This window comes from Spongiactinospora rosea, assembly GCF_003315795.1.
GTDB lineage: Bacteria > Actinomycetota > Actinomycetes > Streptosporangiales > Streptosporangiaceae > Spongiactinospora > Spongiactinospora rosea.
Genome location: NZ_QMEY01000013.1, coordinates 158,578 through 173,776 on the forward strand (window position 1 = coordinate 158,578; position 15,199 = coordinate 173,776).

The 15,199-nt window shown below is 69.5% G+C and carries 13 protein-coding genes; 4 read left to right on the forward strand and 9 right to left on the reverse strand.

The window, feature by feature from the left end:
• Together DP939_RS26900 and DP939_RS26905 are read right to left on the reverse strand one after the other, a co-directional pair.
• Entirely contained in the window at positions 1–1,104 is a 1,104-nt protein-coding gene (locus tag DP939_RS26900) for a hypothetical protein (RefSeq protein WP_225878521.1), read from the reverse strand.
• Positions 1,101–1,598, reverse strand: coding sequence for a DUF4365 domain-containing protein (locus DP939_RS26905; protein WP_113983560.1), 498 nt, complete (start codon positions 1,596–1,598; stop codon positions 1,101–1,103). The genes DP939_RS26900 and DP939_RS26905 overlap by 4 nt, the downstream gene beginning before the upstream one ends.
• Positions 1,599–2,153: 555 nt before the next feature.
• On the opposite strand from DP939_RS26905, the gene DP939_RS47130 reads away from it, so the two are divergent.
• Positions 2,154–3,707: a restriction endonuclease gene (locus DP939_RS47130; protein ID WP_199565429.1), complete on the forward strand. Its 1,554-nt coding sequence runs from the start codon at positions 2,154–2,156 to the stop codon at positions 3,705–3,707.
• A 20-nt stretch (positions 3,708–3,727) separates the two neighbouring features.
• Here DP939_RS47130 and DP939_RS26915 read toward each other — a convergent pair whose 3' ends face one another.
• Together DP939_RS26915 and DP939_RS26920 are read right to left on the reverse strand one after the other, a co-directional pair.
• A complete protein-coding gene (locus DP939_RS26915) occupies positions 3,728–4,723 on the reverse strand; it encodes a DUF4268 domain-containing protein (protein ID WP_113983561.1) in 996 nt (331 codons plus the stop codon).
• A gap of 72 nt (positions 4,724–4,795) precedes the next feature.
• Positions 4,796–5,425, reverse strand: coding sequence for a DUF4240 domain-containing protein (locus DP939_RS26920; RefSeq protein WP_113983562.1), 630 nt, complete (start codon positions 5,423–5,425; stop codon positions 4,796–4,798).
• 131 nt (positions 5,426–5,556) lie between these two features.
• Between DP939_RS26920 and DP939_RS47135 the strand changes: the two genes are divergently transcribed.
• Together DP939_RS47135 and DP939_RS26940 are read left to right on the forward strand one after the other, a co-directional pair.
• Positions 5,557–6,015 (forward strand): hypothetical protein, encoded by a 459-nt coding sequence (locus tag DP939_RS47135; RefSeq protein WP_199565430.1) that lies wholly within the window; start codon positions 5,557–5,559, stop codon positions 6,013–6,015.
• Between the two features lie 426 nt (positions 6,016–6,441).
• Positions 6,442–8,604, forward strand: a complete 2,163-nt coding sequence (locus DP939_RS26940; RefSeq protein WP_225878522.1) for a carbohydrate-binding protein — start codon at positions 6,442–6,444, stop codon at positions 8,602–8,604.
• Positions 8,605–8,693: 89 nt separating this feature from the next.
• On the opposite strand, the gene DP939_RS26945 is transcribed toward DP939_RS26940, so the two are convergent.
• Positions 8,694–9,857 (reverse strand): acyl-CoA dehydrogenase family protein, encoded by a 1,164-nt coding sequence (locus tag DP939_RS26945; protein ID WP_113983563.1) that lies wholly within the window; start codon positions 9,855–9,857, stop codon positions 8,694–8,696.
• A 191-nt stretch (positions 9,858–10,048) separates the two neighbouring features.
• Here DP939_RS26945 and DP939_RS26950 point away from each other — a divergent pair, with 191 nt between their 5' ends.
• Entirely contained in the window at positions 10,049–11,365 is a 1,317-nt protein-coding gene (locus DP939_RS26950; protein ID WP_113983564.1) for a UDP-glucose dehydrogenase family protein, read from the forward strand.
• Here DP939_RS26950 and purE read toward each other — a convergent pair.
• Genes purE through DP939_RS26970 form a run of 4 tightly spaced genes read right to left on the reverse strand, consistent with a single transcriptional unit; the run spans position 11,341 to position 15,115 of the window.
• Positions 11,341–11,826, reverse strand: a complete 486-nt coding sequence (gene purE / locus DP939_RS26955; protein ID WP_113983643.1) for a 5-(carboxyamino)imidazole ribonucleotide mutase — start codon at positions 11,824–11,826, stop codon at positions 11,341–11,343. The genes DP939_RS26950 and purE overlap by 25 nt on opposite strands.
• A 20-nt stretch (positions 11,827–11,846) precedes the next feature.
• Positions 11,847–12,989, reverse strand: a complete 1,143-nt coding sequence (locus DP939_RS26960) for a 5-(carboxyamino)imidazole ribonucleotide synthase (RefSeq protein WP_113983565.1) — start codon at positions 12,987–12,989, stop codon at positions 11,847–11,849.
• Positions 12,990–13,025: 36 nt separating this feature from the next.
• Complete coding sequence (locus DP939_RS26965) at positions 13,026–14,468, reverse strand: DUF6297 family protein (protein WP_113983566.1); 1,443 nt, start codon at positions 14,466–14,468, stop codon at positions 13,026–13,028.
• Positions 14,465–15,115, reverse strand: a complete 651-nt coding sequence (locus tag DP939_RS26970; protein ID WP_113983567.1) for an ABC transporter ATP-binding protein — start codon at positions 15,113–15,115, stop codon at positions 14,465–14,467. The genes DP939_RS26965 and DP939_RS26970 overlap by 4 nt, the downstream gene beginning before the upstream one ends.
• Between the last annotated feature and the right edge of the window lie 84 nt (positions 15,116–15,199).

Here is a 15,199-nt window from a genome sequence, read left to right on the forward strand (position 1 = left end):
TCAGGTGGTCTCCTCGGATCGATCGTCCGGCAGGGGGTCGAAATGGGTGGCCGCCAGTTCGCGGCGGCCGTTGACGTTGTGGAGCGTGCCTTCGGCCCGTACGAGGGTCCCGCTCCGGTGTGCCGTGACCGCCAGGTCGTACGCCGCCTCGCCGGGCAGTCGCACCCAGATGAGCTTGTCCGCCTCATCCGCCCCGGTCACCAGGGCTCCGCGTACCTGGACCCGGAACCGGTCCCGGTCGCCGTCATCGCCGAGCATGACGATGCGGCCGGTGACCGACGCGCTCTCGCTGTGCAGGCGGCGGAACCGGTGCGCGGCGCGGCTCAGCACGGCCTTCGTGTCGGGGTCGAACACCACCGTCCGCGCGGGCACCTCGGACGGCACGGCCCTGGCCCAGCGGAAGCCCGCCTCCATCCGGCTCCCGGGGTCGGACCCGGCCATCTTGGCGAGCGCGTCGCAGAGGTCGGCCGACACTCCGTCCCGCACGATGCCGTCGAAGACGCCCATGTCATGGGTGTCACGTACCTGAGCCACAGCGTCGCGCAGCAGTACCATCGCGCGCTGGAGCAGGATCAGGGTGCGGCGGGCCAGTGGGATGTCGTCCGCTTCGTCACGTTCCAACGGGACACGGATCGTCAGGACGTCCGTGGACGGCACGATCGGCCCGACCCGCACGCGGGCCAGCAGCTCCCGCACCTCCCGGGGCGGCGCTCCGGCGAACACCGGCCGGCCGGGAGCCAGTACGGCCCGGGCCGCGGCGGTGATGGCCGTCTGGGCGCTCTTGAACGCCTCGGCCGCGTCCCCGAGCCCCAACTGGCCGTCCGCCGGGAAGATCGGCGAGCGGTACCACTGGACGTCGGCCATGGGCGCGCCGATGTCGGAGGCGATCTCCTCGCGGGACCGGCCCTCCAGGCGGGCCAGCAGCGCAAGGATCTCCCTGACCCGCCGAGGTCCGTCGGCGAAGTCGTCCGTACCGGGCACGAAGACCTCGTGGTCGCCCTCGCGCACCCACACGGCCGCGCCCCGCCACTCCTCCGGCTGACGGACCCAGCCGGTCACGGCGAGGTAGCTGTTGATGTCGGCGCCCGACAGGTTCGTGATCACGCGGGCGCCCCCACGAGTTCGCGCAGCGCGCGAACCGTGAGGACATTGCCGAGCGACAGCCGTACGGCCCGCCGCCGCTTTCCGCTCGGCTCATCGATCGGCCGCTCGCCCTCGAAACCCCGGTAGTAACAGAGCCGGCTGAGCGTCAGGCCCTCGGTCTCCACCCGCGCGTACCGTTCCCGATCGGCGGGGACCACGACGACGAACAGGTAACGCGGCACGAGGAACGGCCCGGCTACGAGCTTGTTGTACTGCAACTCGTTCAGCCCGTCGTAGTGCAGATCCGGCCCTTTACCCGAAGGCACGGACCACGACTTGACCTGTACCTCGATCGCGGGAGAGGCGATATGCCCGGCTCTGCCCGGATAGCGGAACCCGAAATCGATCCCATCGTGGTCGATATCGTCTTTGTAGACGATGAGCCCGGCCGCCGAGGCCAGTGCCCTGACATAGTCTTCGGCGAACTTGCCCTGATGGTTTCGCTGGTCCAGCACGCTGAGAGTATCGTCCGGACGCCCCACAGACGTTTCGGTTTCTCCACTGTTGATGCGCGATCGCGTCCTTTTCCCCACACCGGCGACCTGCACATGGCTCCACCAAGGGTCCCCGTCCCCCTGGGCGACGTTCGGCCGGGCGTGGCGGGACGGCGCTGATCGACCACGACTGGTCCGAAATCGCCTCCCTCAAAGCCGACGAGCCGTCCACGGGGACCGCCCGCCTGCACAGCTACAAATTCCGCGAAGGCGGCGATCCGACCATCTTCACCAGGATGTCAACATCCTCGGGCCTAATATCAGGCCCGAGGGCACCAAACACCCCGTAGCCCCAACCTCGCGCCCTGGCCGAGCGCGCCACCGGCGTCCACCTCTCCCCCTGACCCTGATCACGGCGAGCTGTCCAAGCCGCCTGATTCCCGTCCCCCGCCCAACCCGCTCCTTAACGTCAGGTGACCGAGCACGCACAGTTGATCTACGATTGTGCAATCGTCAGACGGAGGGTCGATCACGTTGGCGGGTGGACGTAGCGCGTGGGAGCGGCAGCAAGCGGCGTTGCGCAGAGAAGCCGAAAGGCAGCGGCGCGAGGCCGAGAGACTGGCCAAAGAGCGGGAGCGCGAGCGCCAGAAGCGGCATCTGGAACGGCAGCAGGCGACGGCCGAGAAGAAGAGCGCGGAACTTGAGAGGCGTGTCGCGGAGCTGGACCAGGTCTTGGTGGCCGCCCTTAGCGCACCTCCGTTCACCTTCGGCCGGTCACGAGTCGTCGCCTCGGTACCGCCCTTTGCCCCAGGCCGCCTCGCCGTCGCCGAATCGGCCCCGCAGTGGGAATCCTTCGCACCATCGCCCCCCTCGGCATTGGGCCGGGTATTCGGAGGGAGATCGCGTTACGAGCGCGAACTCCAGGAGGCCCACGACCGCTTCGACAGCGCGATCGCCGAGCACCAGGCGAGGGAGCATCAGCGACTGCTCGACCTCACCACCGCCCGCACGACCTATGATCACCAAGTGGCAGCCGCCAACGCGCAGGCGGCAGCCCAGAACGCCCGATTGAGCCGCCTGCGGGCCGACTTCGAAACGGGCGTGCCAGAGGCCGTGGAATGGGTCGCCGGCCAGGTCTTGGAAAGATCTGTGTATCCGAGCGGGTTCCCCCGCATTTTTCAAGTGGCGTACCGTCCGGAGAACCGCGATCTCGTGATCGAGATCGAGCTCCCGCCACAGAGCGTCATTCCCAATGTCCGTGCGTACAAGTACGTCAAGACGCGCGACGCGATAGAGCCCGTGCCCCGCGCCGAAACCGAGATAAAGAAGCGGTACGCCACGCTGCTCGCGTGCGTGGCGCTGCGCACTCTCCATGAGATCTTCGCCTCGACTCCAGGCGCGATCGTTGAGGCCGTGGTCTTCAACGGGCGTCTCAAGACGATCGACCAGGCGACCGGCAAGAGGGTACGACCTCACTTGGTGAGCGCCGAGGCCGAGCGAGCCGACTTCGAAGAGCTAGTTTTGTCCGAGGTCAACCCGATCGCCTGCCTGAAGCGACTGAACGCCCTCGTCTCCCCCAATCCCTACGACCTTGAGGCCATCGAGCCGTTCATCACCTTCGACCTCAAGAGGTTCCGGTTCTCCACCGACATGGATGTCGTCGCGGGGCTTGATTCGCGCCGCGACCTGCTCCAGCTCTCGCCCACGGAGTTCGAGCACCTGGTCAGGGAGCTGTTCGTGGCAATGGGCGCGGAGGCATGGACGACCATCCCCTCCAAGGACGGGGGCGTGGACGCTGTGGCGACCAGCAAGAACCTCTTCTTCGGCGGTGTCTGCCTCATCCAGGCCAAGCGATGGTCGGGACTGGTCGGATTGGAGGCGGTTCACGCGCTCACCGGCGTCATGGCGGACCACAACGCGACCACCGGCGTCCTTGTCACGACATCATGGTTCGGCCGCGCCAGTGAGCAGTTCGCCCAGCGGAATAGGATCACTCTGATCAACGGCGCAGAACTCAAGCACCTCATAAAACAGCACCTGAACATCGATGTCATTCCTGGGACGACGCCCCCTAGGAACGCCAGGGCGTCCAACAACACCCAGTCCGGCCGCCCCGGCCCGACCATCTGATCGGCCTCACCGGCCGAACGTCACGTACCGCCGGTGGCGCGCTGGTAGAGGGCGGGTATGCCGCCGATGGCGTCGATGGCCTTGCGCAGGCGGGTCTGGGAATCGACGAACCAGTCGAGGTAGGCGTCCCAGGCATCGGTGTCTTCGATACTGCCGGGCCGGTACACGGCTATCCGGCACGCGATCTTGCCAGGTAGCGGCTCAAAGTCGAGCGGACTGCCGTAAGCGGCTTCAAGCGCCTCCCGGTCGGCTCGCAGGACGGCGAGCACCCGATCATTGGACCCGGCCTCGCCACCGAGATACAGCTCGCTGCGTAACTTCTTCCAGGAGAAGGAGACGCCATAGTAGATCCCGCTCACCCCGGCGGGTAAGTCGAGCCAGTTCTGGGCGGGAGGCTTGCGGACCTTGGTCCACCCAGGCCGCTGCGACCGCGCCCGCTCAATGAACCGCTCCCAGAACTGCTGGTACGCGAGATTCCGCCCGGCCACCGCGGGCGGACTCGCCTGCTTGACCCGCTTACGCCAGTCATTGGGCTGCACCACGACCCGGAACAACGGCGCCGGCACCGACTCCCCCACCCTGACCAGGCGGATCTCCACCCCGAAGAACCGGGTGTTCTCGTCGGTCACGGCGTTCAGCCACTCCAGAGCCGCCCGATGCTCGTCCCGGAACTCCGTGGCCACCCAGATCACGTTCTTGGCCGCGGTCCCGCCCGCGTACGTGAGGAGCTGCCCCAGGTGAGTGTGATCGGTGGACGTCAGCTGGTTCTCGATGATGACCCGCTCATTGGTCTGCGCATTCACGCCGATCAGATCGAGCTGAAACCCCCCGACCCGATGCTCGGCGGCCTCCAGCACGAGATCCATCCCCAGTTCCTCACCAAGGACATCGGCACTCTCCAGCAACCAGGGCGTGAAATCCAACGCCTCATGCCGCCACACATCCCGCAAATCCACCGAAACCAGCCGACCCAACCCCCGCCGACCCTCACGCCCCACACCCACATCGCCCGTCATGCCCGCAGGATAACCACCCAATGACACACTGTTCACAGGTCTTCCGAAATGTCGGTATCCCACCCCGAAGGGTCATCGTTGATCCCGCCGATGGCGGGCTATCCGCGGAAGCCTGCGAGCCAATTCCTGTTCATCGTCGAAGTCCCACTGCTCCCCATGGGGAACGGCGCCGATCGCGGGGACCAGAGGAAAGCCACTCGAAGCGCCCCGGGCGTACGCGGCTTCGCCGAGTTCGTCCGGATTCTTCCCGGTCACCTGTTCGTAGGCGTGGTACGCCACACCGGCCAGCAACTCGAACTCAGGCGACTCTTCCCACAGCCGCTCCGAATCCTGCGGCCGGATCTCGGCGGACCTGACGTACGAACGCCGCAACTCCAGGACGTGGTGCACCTGAGGCAGCTCGATCAGCCGATCAGGGCAGTCGGAGACCGCCTCGAACGCCTCGCGGCCGAGACTGATGAGCCAGTTCACGAAATACTCGAAGCCATCCAACGACCCCGAACAGAATACGAACCGGTAAGCCGCGAACAGATCGACCGTGCAGGCGCGGTTCTGAGCCTTCGTCCACCAGATCTCATAGTCGATGATCTGTTGCACCGGGCGGCGAGAAAGCTCGTCCACCAACCATGCGACACGCGTGTCCCGGGTGTCGGTCTCACGTCCGGAACGCTCGATCAGATCCCAGAACCCATCGACATCCATGCCGCGTGATGCTGGCACCCCTGAGCCGCCGTGTAAAGATCACAGAACAGGGGCGCATCTGCGGACCCGGCACACCCGCGGAAAGCGCCGGGTCTCCACATCTCAACGCCTTACAGAGCAGGAGGTCTCTCATGGCGATTCCGAAGAAGGCTGCGCGGCTCATCACCGTCGATGGCACAGTGTTCCGCTGGCGCGTCCGCCGTAAGCCCACGTATTGCCAGGGGAACGGCTGGGGCCCGATGACGTTCGCAGTGGAACTGGCCGGCGCGTCGGGTCGCGTCCTTCTGGTGTCGCTCCCCTGCTCACGCCCGGACGCATGGTCGGGAGAACGGACGATGGCCATACGGCCGGCGCTCGTGACGGCGACCATACGCATGGCGCTCGACCACGGGTGGGATCCGCAGCAAGCGGGCAACGCCTGCGAGCTTGCCCTCACTGACGAGAACCTGGCGGAGCTGATGAACGGCCGGCCACCTGTTTACGACGTCCCTTACATGCGGAGATGGCTTCCCCGGGCGGCCGACACGACCGTCCGTGAAATTCCGACCGGGCCCTATCGCGTGTCGGCGGGCGAGGTGGAAGGAGGATGAGGAGGCTGCGGGCGGGGTTGGACCGAACGGCCGTCCGCCGTACTCGGATTCGGACACGTTCTTCCGCTGACCGTCGTCGTGTTGGACCGCTGCTTTTCGGCCGCGCTCGCCGCGCTGTGAGTCGCGTTGGGCCCTTGTAGCGCCTGGTAGAGGTGGTTACAATGCGAAAAATATTAGGAAAGTTTCCTAACGGTAAACTTCACTCCTTCGCTCTCTGTGAGGCCGCTCCGCCGCGCATACCCACCTTGAGGCGGCCTTGCCGTTCGACCGGCGGGTCACGCGATGCCGAGCACGATCCCGGCCTCGGCAGGGTGGCCCGGTGGTGCACACGGCCTGGCCCGTGGCCGTCCCGCCCGCGCGCGGGGGAGGCGACCGCGCGGGCAGGTCATCGGCACACTCCACCCTCCACCCCCCAGGGAGTGTCACGTGAGATCCCGCGTCCTCATCCTCGCTTTACTGACCGTCTTAGTGACGGGCCTCGGCCTTCCGGTGCCGGCCGAGGCCCACGCGGCACAGCAGGTGGGCGTCCAAGCCGCCGCCGTCGACTGGGCGCCATGGACCGCCTACACCGCCGGCACGATCGTCACTTACAACGGCGTCCCATACCGGTGCAAGCAGGACCACACCTCCCTTCCCGGCTGGGAGCCCCCCAACGTCCCGATGCTGTGGGAGAGTCTGCTGCCCTCGGCACCGGCGAACCCGCGCGTCACCGGCGTCACCACCGGCAGCGTCTCGCTGGCCTGGGACGCCGCAAGCGGCATCGTCACCGGATACCGGGTCTATGAGGGCAGCACGCAGCGCGCGCAGGGCGCCGCCACCACCGTCACCTTCTCCGGCCTCGGCAAGTGCGAGACCCACAGCTACACGATCAAGGCGTACAACGAATACGGGGAGTCCGCGGCCGGTAACGTGAGCGCCACCACGATCGCCTGCACCCGGGTGCCCTGGGAGCCCTCGACCGCCTACACCGCCGGCACGATCGTCATCTACAACGGTGTCCTCTACCAGTGCCTACAGAACCACACGGCCATTCCCGGCTGGGAGCCCCCCAACACGCCTCCGCTGTGGAGGGCCGTCCCCGTGTGGGCACCCTCGACCGCCTACACCGCCGGTACGGTCGTCACCCACGACGGCGTCCCCTATCAGTGCCTGCTGAACCACACCTCCGCCCCCGGCAAAGAGCCCGACCGCGAACTGACGCTGTGGCAGCGCGTCACCGTCAGCGACGACGTCGCGCCCTCGTTCCCGGCGAACCTGCGCGTCACCCGCACGACCTCCAGCAGCGTCGCGCTGGCCTGGAACGCCTCCACCGACAACGTCCGCCTCGCCGGATACGAGGTCTACCGCAATGACACACTGGTGACCACCGTGCCGGGCACCACCTATACCGACACCGGCCTGGCCCCCTCGACCGCCTACACCTACATGCTGCGCGCCCGCGACACCTCGGGCAACCGCTCGGACGCCTCCTACGTCGCCGCCACCACCGAGGCACCGGCGCCCAGCCAGCCCGCCACCGCCGTGGCGACCGCGGGCGACACCAATGTCACGCTGAGGTGGGGCACCGGCGGCGGCACCGTGACCGGGTACCGGGTCTATGAGGGCACCACGCAGCGCGCGCAGGTCATCTCCACCACTGCCGACATCTCCGGCGTCGGCAAGTGCCAGACCCACAAGTACACGATCAAGGCGTACAACGTGACCGGGGAGTCGGCGGGCCGTGACGTGAACGCCACCACGACCGGCTGCTCTGGCCCCAGCCCCAACCCGGACAGGCTGCCCGGCGCCCCGTACCTGTCGGCGGCCGCGGGACCCTCACCGGCCACGGTGATGGGCGCCACCGGCGTCAAGTCCTTCACGATGGCCTTCGTTCAGGCGGCCGGCAGCGCCTGTAACCCGCAGTGGGACGGCGTGCGCCCGCTGAACGGCGGCCCCGACGCCAGCGCGATCGGCATGATCAGGTCCAGGGGCGGCAGCGTGGAGATCTCCTTCGGCGGCCCGACCGGCAGCAAGCTCGGCCGCACCTGCTCAAGCCCGCCGGCCTTCGCCAACGTGGTCCAGTACGTCATCTCCGCCTTCGGCCCGACCGCGGTCGACTTCTACCTGGAGCCCGACGAGTTGGAGGACATCGTCGTCCAGGACCGCATCCTCAACGGCCTCAAGATCGTCAAGCAGAACTTCCCGAACGTCAAGATCTCCGTCACCCTCCCAGCGCTCAAGACCGGCTTGACCCCCGCGGGCGTTCGCCTGGTCAATCAGGCCAAGACCCTGAGCGTGCCGATCGACGTCTACACGATCAGGGCGTTCGACTTCGGCGCCTACGACGTCTACCAGGAGACCGTCAACGCCTCCGAAGGGCTCAAGAGCACGCTGAAGAGCGTGTTCGGCTGGAGCGACGCCCAGGCCTACGCCCACATGGGCATCGCGGGCATGAACAACAGGTCCAACATAGGGGAGAACACGACCCCGGCCCTGTGGACCGAGATCCGTAACTGGGCCATGGTCAAGGGCCTGACCCGGCTCACCTTCTGGGCGGTCAACCGCGAGCCGGGCGGATGGCCGTTCACCCAGATCACCGCCGGCTTCTGACGGCACGACCCCACCACGACCCGACGAAAGGGGCGGGCACCCACCCGCCCCTGGTCTTGAGGGGAGATCAGGCCTGAGCAGGTCAGGGCCTATTTGAGGAGTTGGCGGGCCATGACCATGCGCTGGATCTGGTTGGTGCCCTCGTAGATCTGGGTGATCTTGGCGTCGCGCATCATGCGTTCGACCGGGTAGTCGCGGGTGTAGCCGTAGCCGCCGAGGAGTTGGACGGCGTCGGTGGTGATTTCCATGGCGGCGTCGGAGGCGGCGCATTTGGCGGCGCTGGAGAAGAAGGTGAGGTCCTTGGGGGAGGCGCCCTGGGTGGCGGCCTCGGATTTGGCGGCGGCGGCGTAGGTGAGCTGGCGGGCGGCTTCGAGCTTCATGGCCATGTCGGCGAGCATGAACTGCACGCCCTGGAAGTCGGCGATCGGCTTGCCGAACTGCTTGCGTTCCTTGACGTAGCCGATGGCGTAGTCGAGGGCGCCCTGGGCGATGCCGAGGGCCTGGGCGGCGATGGTGATGCGGGTGTGGTCGAGGGTGGCCAGGGCGGTGCGGAAGCCGGTGCCGGGGTCGCCGATCATGCGGGAGGCCGGGATGCGGACGTCTTCGAGGATGACCTGGCGGGTGGGGGACGCCTTGATGCCGAGTTTCTTCTCCTTGGCGCCGAAGCTGACGCCCTCGTCGTCCTTCTCCACCACGAAGGCGGAGATGCCGCGGGGGCCGGCCGAGGGGTCGGTGACGGCCATGAGGGTGTAGTACTCGGACACACCGGCGTTGGTGATCCACATCTTGGTGCCGTTGAGGACGTAGTGGTCGCCGTCGCGTACGGCGCGGGTCTTCATGGCCGCGGCGTCGGAGCCCGCCTCGGGCTCGGACAGGGCGTAGGAGAACATCGCGTCGCCGCGGGCGACCGAGGGCAGGTAGCGCTGTTTGAGCTCCTCCGAGGCCGACAGCAGCAGGGGCACGGTGCCGAGCTTGTTGACGGCGGGGATGAGTGAGGAGGAGGCGCAGGCACGGGCGACCTCCTCGATGACGATGACCGTGGCGAGCGCGTCGGCTCCGGCGCCGCCGTACTGCTCCGGGACGTGCACGGCGTGGAAATCGGCCGCGACGAGGTCTTTGTAGACCTCCCACGGGAACTCCTCCGCCTCGTCGGCCTGCGCCGCACGCGGGGCGATCTTCTCTTCGGCGAGAGCCCGGACGGCCTGACGGAGCATGTCGTGCTCCTCAGCGGGCGCATAGAGAGGGAAGCTCATGGACAGATACTAGGACGTCCAACAAAACGCTTCCATGGCGCACCCAGCGGGCAAGGGTTCCGCTGAAGCGAGAGGCACGTGGTTTTCACCCGGTGCGGAACATGGAACGCGAGGGGCCGATAGCATGCCTCGGCAACCCGACCAGGATGATTGGTCCATACATCATTGGCGCTGTCGAGAGGAGCGCAGACGTGGCGTATCGCCTCACGGTGCTGGGAACCGGCTATCTCGGCGCGACGCATGCCGCGTGCATGGCCGAGCTGGGCTTCGAGGTGCTCGGCCTCGACGTCGACGCCGCCAAGATCGAACGATTGCGCGCCGGTGACCTCCCGATCCACGAACCGGGGCTGCGCGAGGTGCTGGTACGCAACCTCGCCAACGGACGGCTGCGCTTCACCACCTCCTACGAGGAGGTGGCCGAGTTCGGCGATGTCCACTTCGTGTGCGTGGGGACGCCGCAGAAGCGCGGCGAGAACGCCGCGGACGTCTCCTACCTGGACGCCGTGGTCGAGTCACTGGCACCGCACCTGACCCGCGAGTGCCTGGTGGTGGGCAAGTCCACGGTGCCGGTGGGCACCGCGCAGCGGCTGGCCGACAAGCTGGTACGCCTGGCGCCCTCCGGAACCAACGCCGAGCTGGCCTGGAATCCGGAGTTCCTGCGCGAGGGCTTCGCCGTCCAGGACACCCTGCACCCCAACCGGATCGTGCTCGGCGTGGCCAGCGAGCGCGCCGAGAAGATCCTGCGGGACATCTACGCGCCGCTCGGCGAGGACGTGCCCGTCGTGGTCACCGACTACCCGACGTCGGAGCTGGTCAAGAACGCGGCCAACGCGTTCCTGGCCACCAAGATCTCCTTCATAAACGCGATGGCGGAGGTCTGCGAGTCCTCCCACGCCGACGTCAAGCAGCTCTCGCTGGCGCTGTCCTTCGACGAGCGGATCGGCGGCAAGTTCCTCAACCCGGGGCTCGGCTTCGGCGGCGGCTGCCTGCCCAAGGACATCAGGGCCTTCATGGCGCGGGCCGGTGAGCTGGGGGCCGACCAGGCGCTGACGTTCCTGCGCGAGGTGGACGCGATCAACATGCGGCGCCGCGCCCGGATGGTGGACCTGGCCCGCGAGCTGGTCGGCGGGTCCTTCCACGGCTGCACGGTGGCGGTGCTCGGCGCGGCGTTCAAACCCAACTCCGACGACATCCGCGACTCGCCCGCGCTGGACGTGGCGGTGACGATCGGCCACCAGGGCGGGCGGGTGACGGTCTACGACCCGGTGGCCCTGGACAACGCGCGCATGGCCCACCCCGAGCTGACGTACGGCGAGTCGGCCCTCGCGGCGGCGCGCGGCGCGCACGTGGTGCTGCTGCTGACCGAGTGGCAGGAGTTCATCGACCTGGACCCTGAGGAGCTGGGCCAGGTGGTGGCGACCCGCAAGATCGTGGACGGGCGCAACGCGCTCGACGCCGAGACCTGGCGGGCCGCCGCCTGGCACTACCGGGCGCTGGGCCGCCCCTGAGACTCCCGGAGCCGTTCGCCCTTGGCGTGGGCCTGGGCCCGCAGGTCGTCCTGGAAGGCGACCATGCGCTCGCGCAGCGCGTGGTCGCCCGCCGCCAGGATGCGCACGGCCAGCAGGCCCGCGTTGCGCGCCCCGCCCACCGCCACTGTGGCCACCGGCACCCCGGCCGGCATCTGCACGATCGACAGCAGGGAGTCCATCCCGTCGAGGTACTTCAGGGGGACCGGCACGCCGATCACCGGCAGCGGCGTCACCGAGGCGAGCATGCCGGGCAGGTGCGCCGCGCCGCCCGCGCCCGCGATGATGACCGACAGGCCGCGGCCGGCCGCGCGCTCGCCGTACGCGATCATCTCGTGCGGCATGCGGTGCGCCGAGACGACATCGGCCTCGTACGGCACGCCGAACTCCTCCAGCGCCTCCCCGGCCGCCCGCATCACCGGCCAGTCGGAGTCACTGCCCATCACGATCCCGACGACCGGCGTCACGTGTAGATCCCTTCGGAGAGGTAGACCGCCGCGTGGCGGGCGCGCTCGCGTACGGAGGCGAGGTCGTCGCCGAGCGCCGTGACGTGGCCGATCTTGCGCCCGGGGCGTACCTCCTTGCCGTAGAAGTGCACCTTCACCCCGGGGTCGTGGGCCATGACGTGCTCGTAGCGGGCGAACAGGTCGGGGTCGTCGCCGCCCAGGACGTTGGCCATGACCACCACGGGCGCGGTCATGGACGGCGAGCCGAGCGGGAGGTCCAGCACGGCCCGCAGGTGCTGCTCGAACTGCGAGGTGCGGGCGCCCTCGATCGTCCAGTGGCCGCTGTTGTGCGGGCGCATCGCCAGCTCGTTGACCAGCATGCCGGTCTTGGTCTGGAACATCTCCACCGCGAGCAGCCCGGTCACGCCCAGCTCGTTGGCGATCTTCAGGCCGACCCGCTGCGCCTCGGCGGCGTGCTCGGGGTCCAGGCCGGGGGCGGGAGCGAGCACCTCGACGCAGATGCCGTCGCGCTGCACGGTCTCCACCACCGGGTAGCTGACGCCCTGCCCGTGCGGGGAGCGCGCGACCAGTACGGCCAGCTCACGCTCGAACGGCACGTACGCCTCGGCCATCAGGGCCACCCCGCCGCCCAGGACCTCGGCCGCCTCGGCGGGATCGTCGCAGATCCACACGCCCCGGCCGTCGTAGCCGCCGCGTATCGCCTTGAGCACCACCGGCCAGCCGTGCTCGTCGCCGAACTCCCTGACCTCCGCCTCTGTGGCCACCCGCCGCCACGGCGGGCAGGGCGCGCCCACGGCGGTCAGGCGTTCGCGCATGACGGCCTTGTCCTGGGCGTGGACCAGGGCCTCGGCGCCCGGGCGTACGGCGATCCCGTCGGCGGCCAGGGCCGCGATGTGGCCGGTCGGCACGTGCTCGTGGTCGAACGTGACCACCGCGCACCCCTTGGCGAAGTCGCGCAGGTCGTCGAGGTCTCGGTAGTCGCCGACGCGGACGTCGGAGATGACGCGGGCCGCGCTCTCGCCGGTGCCACCGGCCAGCACGCGCAGATCGACGCCCAGGCCGATGGCGGCCTGCTGGGTCATCCGGGCGAGTTGCCCGGCGCCCACCATTCCGACCACCGGCATACCGGCATCAGGCATATCGTGGCTGCTCACGTCGGCTCAGCTTACCGGTGGTCACCGAGCGGCCCACCACACCCAGGCGGCGAGCACCCCGGCCCCGGTCACGGCCTGCGCGGCGAGCGTGGCCGCGAGCGCCGACGGCCCGGTAAGGGCGGTCAGGAACGGCAGGCTGCCGATGACGGCGATGTCGATGCCGGTCAGCGCCCAGATCATGGGGCCCAGCGGGATCGCGCCGCCGGGGGTCTCGAAGGCCGGCATCGAGTGGTCGATCGGCCGCCGCGCGGCCATCCGCAGCGCGCCCGCGGCGATGGCGGGGGCGGCGAGCGGGGCGAACGGCAGCAGGCCGGGCAGTCCGAGGAACACCAGGGCGAGGGCCAGCCAGGCGCAGCTCAGCAGGGCCGGGAGCAGGCTTCTGGCCGCCCGGGTGGGACGGGGGGCGAGGCCGAGCAGGCGGGACAGGGAGGGGTCGCTGGCGTCCCGGCGCATGCCGGCCGTACCGGCCACGGCGGCGGTCATCGCGCCGCCGAACAGCAGGACCGCGGTGAGGCCGCCCTGGTCGGGCGCGGCCAGGGCGGGCAGCGCGGCGGACGCGGCCAGCGCCACGGCCCGCAAGGGGCGGCGGGCGAACCTGCGCCAGTCGTACCAGGCCGGCGCCAACGACGTGCGGAACCCACGCCGGGCCGTGGTCAGCAGAGCGGGCCAGGGGCGGGAGCGGAGGACGCGGGAACGCCAGTGGTTGTCCTCGGCGATCCAGGTGAGGGTGGACGGGTCGAGTCCGGCCGTGCCCGCGGCCAGGTGCCCGGCCCTGGTGGAGGCGGCCAGTACGGAGGCGGCGGGCAGACGGGTCAGGGCGGCCCAGGCACGCCGGGCGAGCAGGGCCGCGGCGACCACGGCGGCGGCACTGCCCGGTACCGGGACGAACACGGCGGCCAGCACGACCAGCACGACGAGTGTGAGGACCGCCGCGGGCCACGCCCGGTCCCAGCCGGGGTCGGCCTGCGCGAGTACGCTCAGCGCCATCCCGCCCGCCGAGGCGGACATGCCGAGCACCGCGGAGGTCAGTACGGCGGCCGCGAGCCCGCTCTCCGGCCCCAGTACGGCCAGCAGCCCGAACCCGATCGCGACCCCGGCGGCCAGCGCGACCGCCAGCAGGATGCCCGCGGACCGGCTCAGCACCGCGCGGCGGGGCAGCGGCGAGAGCACCAGCCAGGCGGCGTCGGCCGCGGACACCGCGACCGGGCCCAGGGCGCGGGCCGCGGCGAGGAAGGCGCCCAGGGCCAGCACGACCAGGATCAGGCCGGGCACGATCCGCGCGGGGTCGGCCTGCCGGGCGACCGCGCCCAGCGCCAGCGAGAGCGGGTGCGCCAGCAGCACGGCCGCCATGGCCAGCCCGAACACCGCCGCGTAGCGGTCGCTCCAGCTCCGGGGCCGCGGGTGGTCCTGCCGCCGCGACCTGACGTACGCGCGTACGGCGAGCACGGTCCGGTCAGCGTTCATCGGGCGACCGCCCGGCCCTCGGACAGCCGTACCAGGCGGGCGCCGGCGGACTCGGCGAGGCCCTGGTCGTGGGTGGCCATCACCACCGTGCCGCCCGCCGCCGTGTACCCGCGCAGGATCTCCCCCAGCCGGGGCCGGAAACCGGCGTCGAGCCCGCGTTCCGGCTCGTCGAGCAGCAGCAGGCGGCTCGGCCGCAGCAGGGCCATGGCCAGCGACAACCGCTGCCGCTGGCCCGTGGAGAGGTTCAGCGGGGCCACGTCGGCGCGCGCCCGCAGGTCGAAGGTCGCCAGGGCGTCGGCGGCGGTCATGCGCGTCTCGCCGTACACGGCCTGTACCAGGCCCAGGTGCTCCTCGACGGTCAGGCCGGGGTACCAGCCGGGCTCGTCGGCCACCAGCACCACATCGCCCCAGAAGGCCGCGTCGTCGCGGGGCGGGCCGCCGCCTAGTACGTCGATCTCGCCGGAGTCGAGCCGCTGCAGGCCCGCCAGACCGCGCAACAGCGTGGACTTCCCCACCCCGTTGTCCCCCATGATCGCGACCGCCTCGCCGGTCGCGGCGCTCAGGTCGACGCCGTCGAGAACCAGGTTGCCGCCCAGCTCAACGCGGGCATCGGCCACAGTGAGGGCGGATTTCCGCCGGATTGCCATCACCCCTCGGATGCTAGCCAGACCCTCCGGCGGTCGCCCCATAACGTGCGCAGATGCGAAGATTATCCGCATTCACTGTGAAAG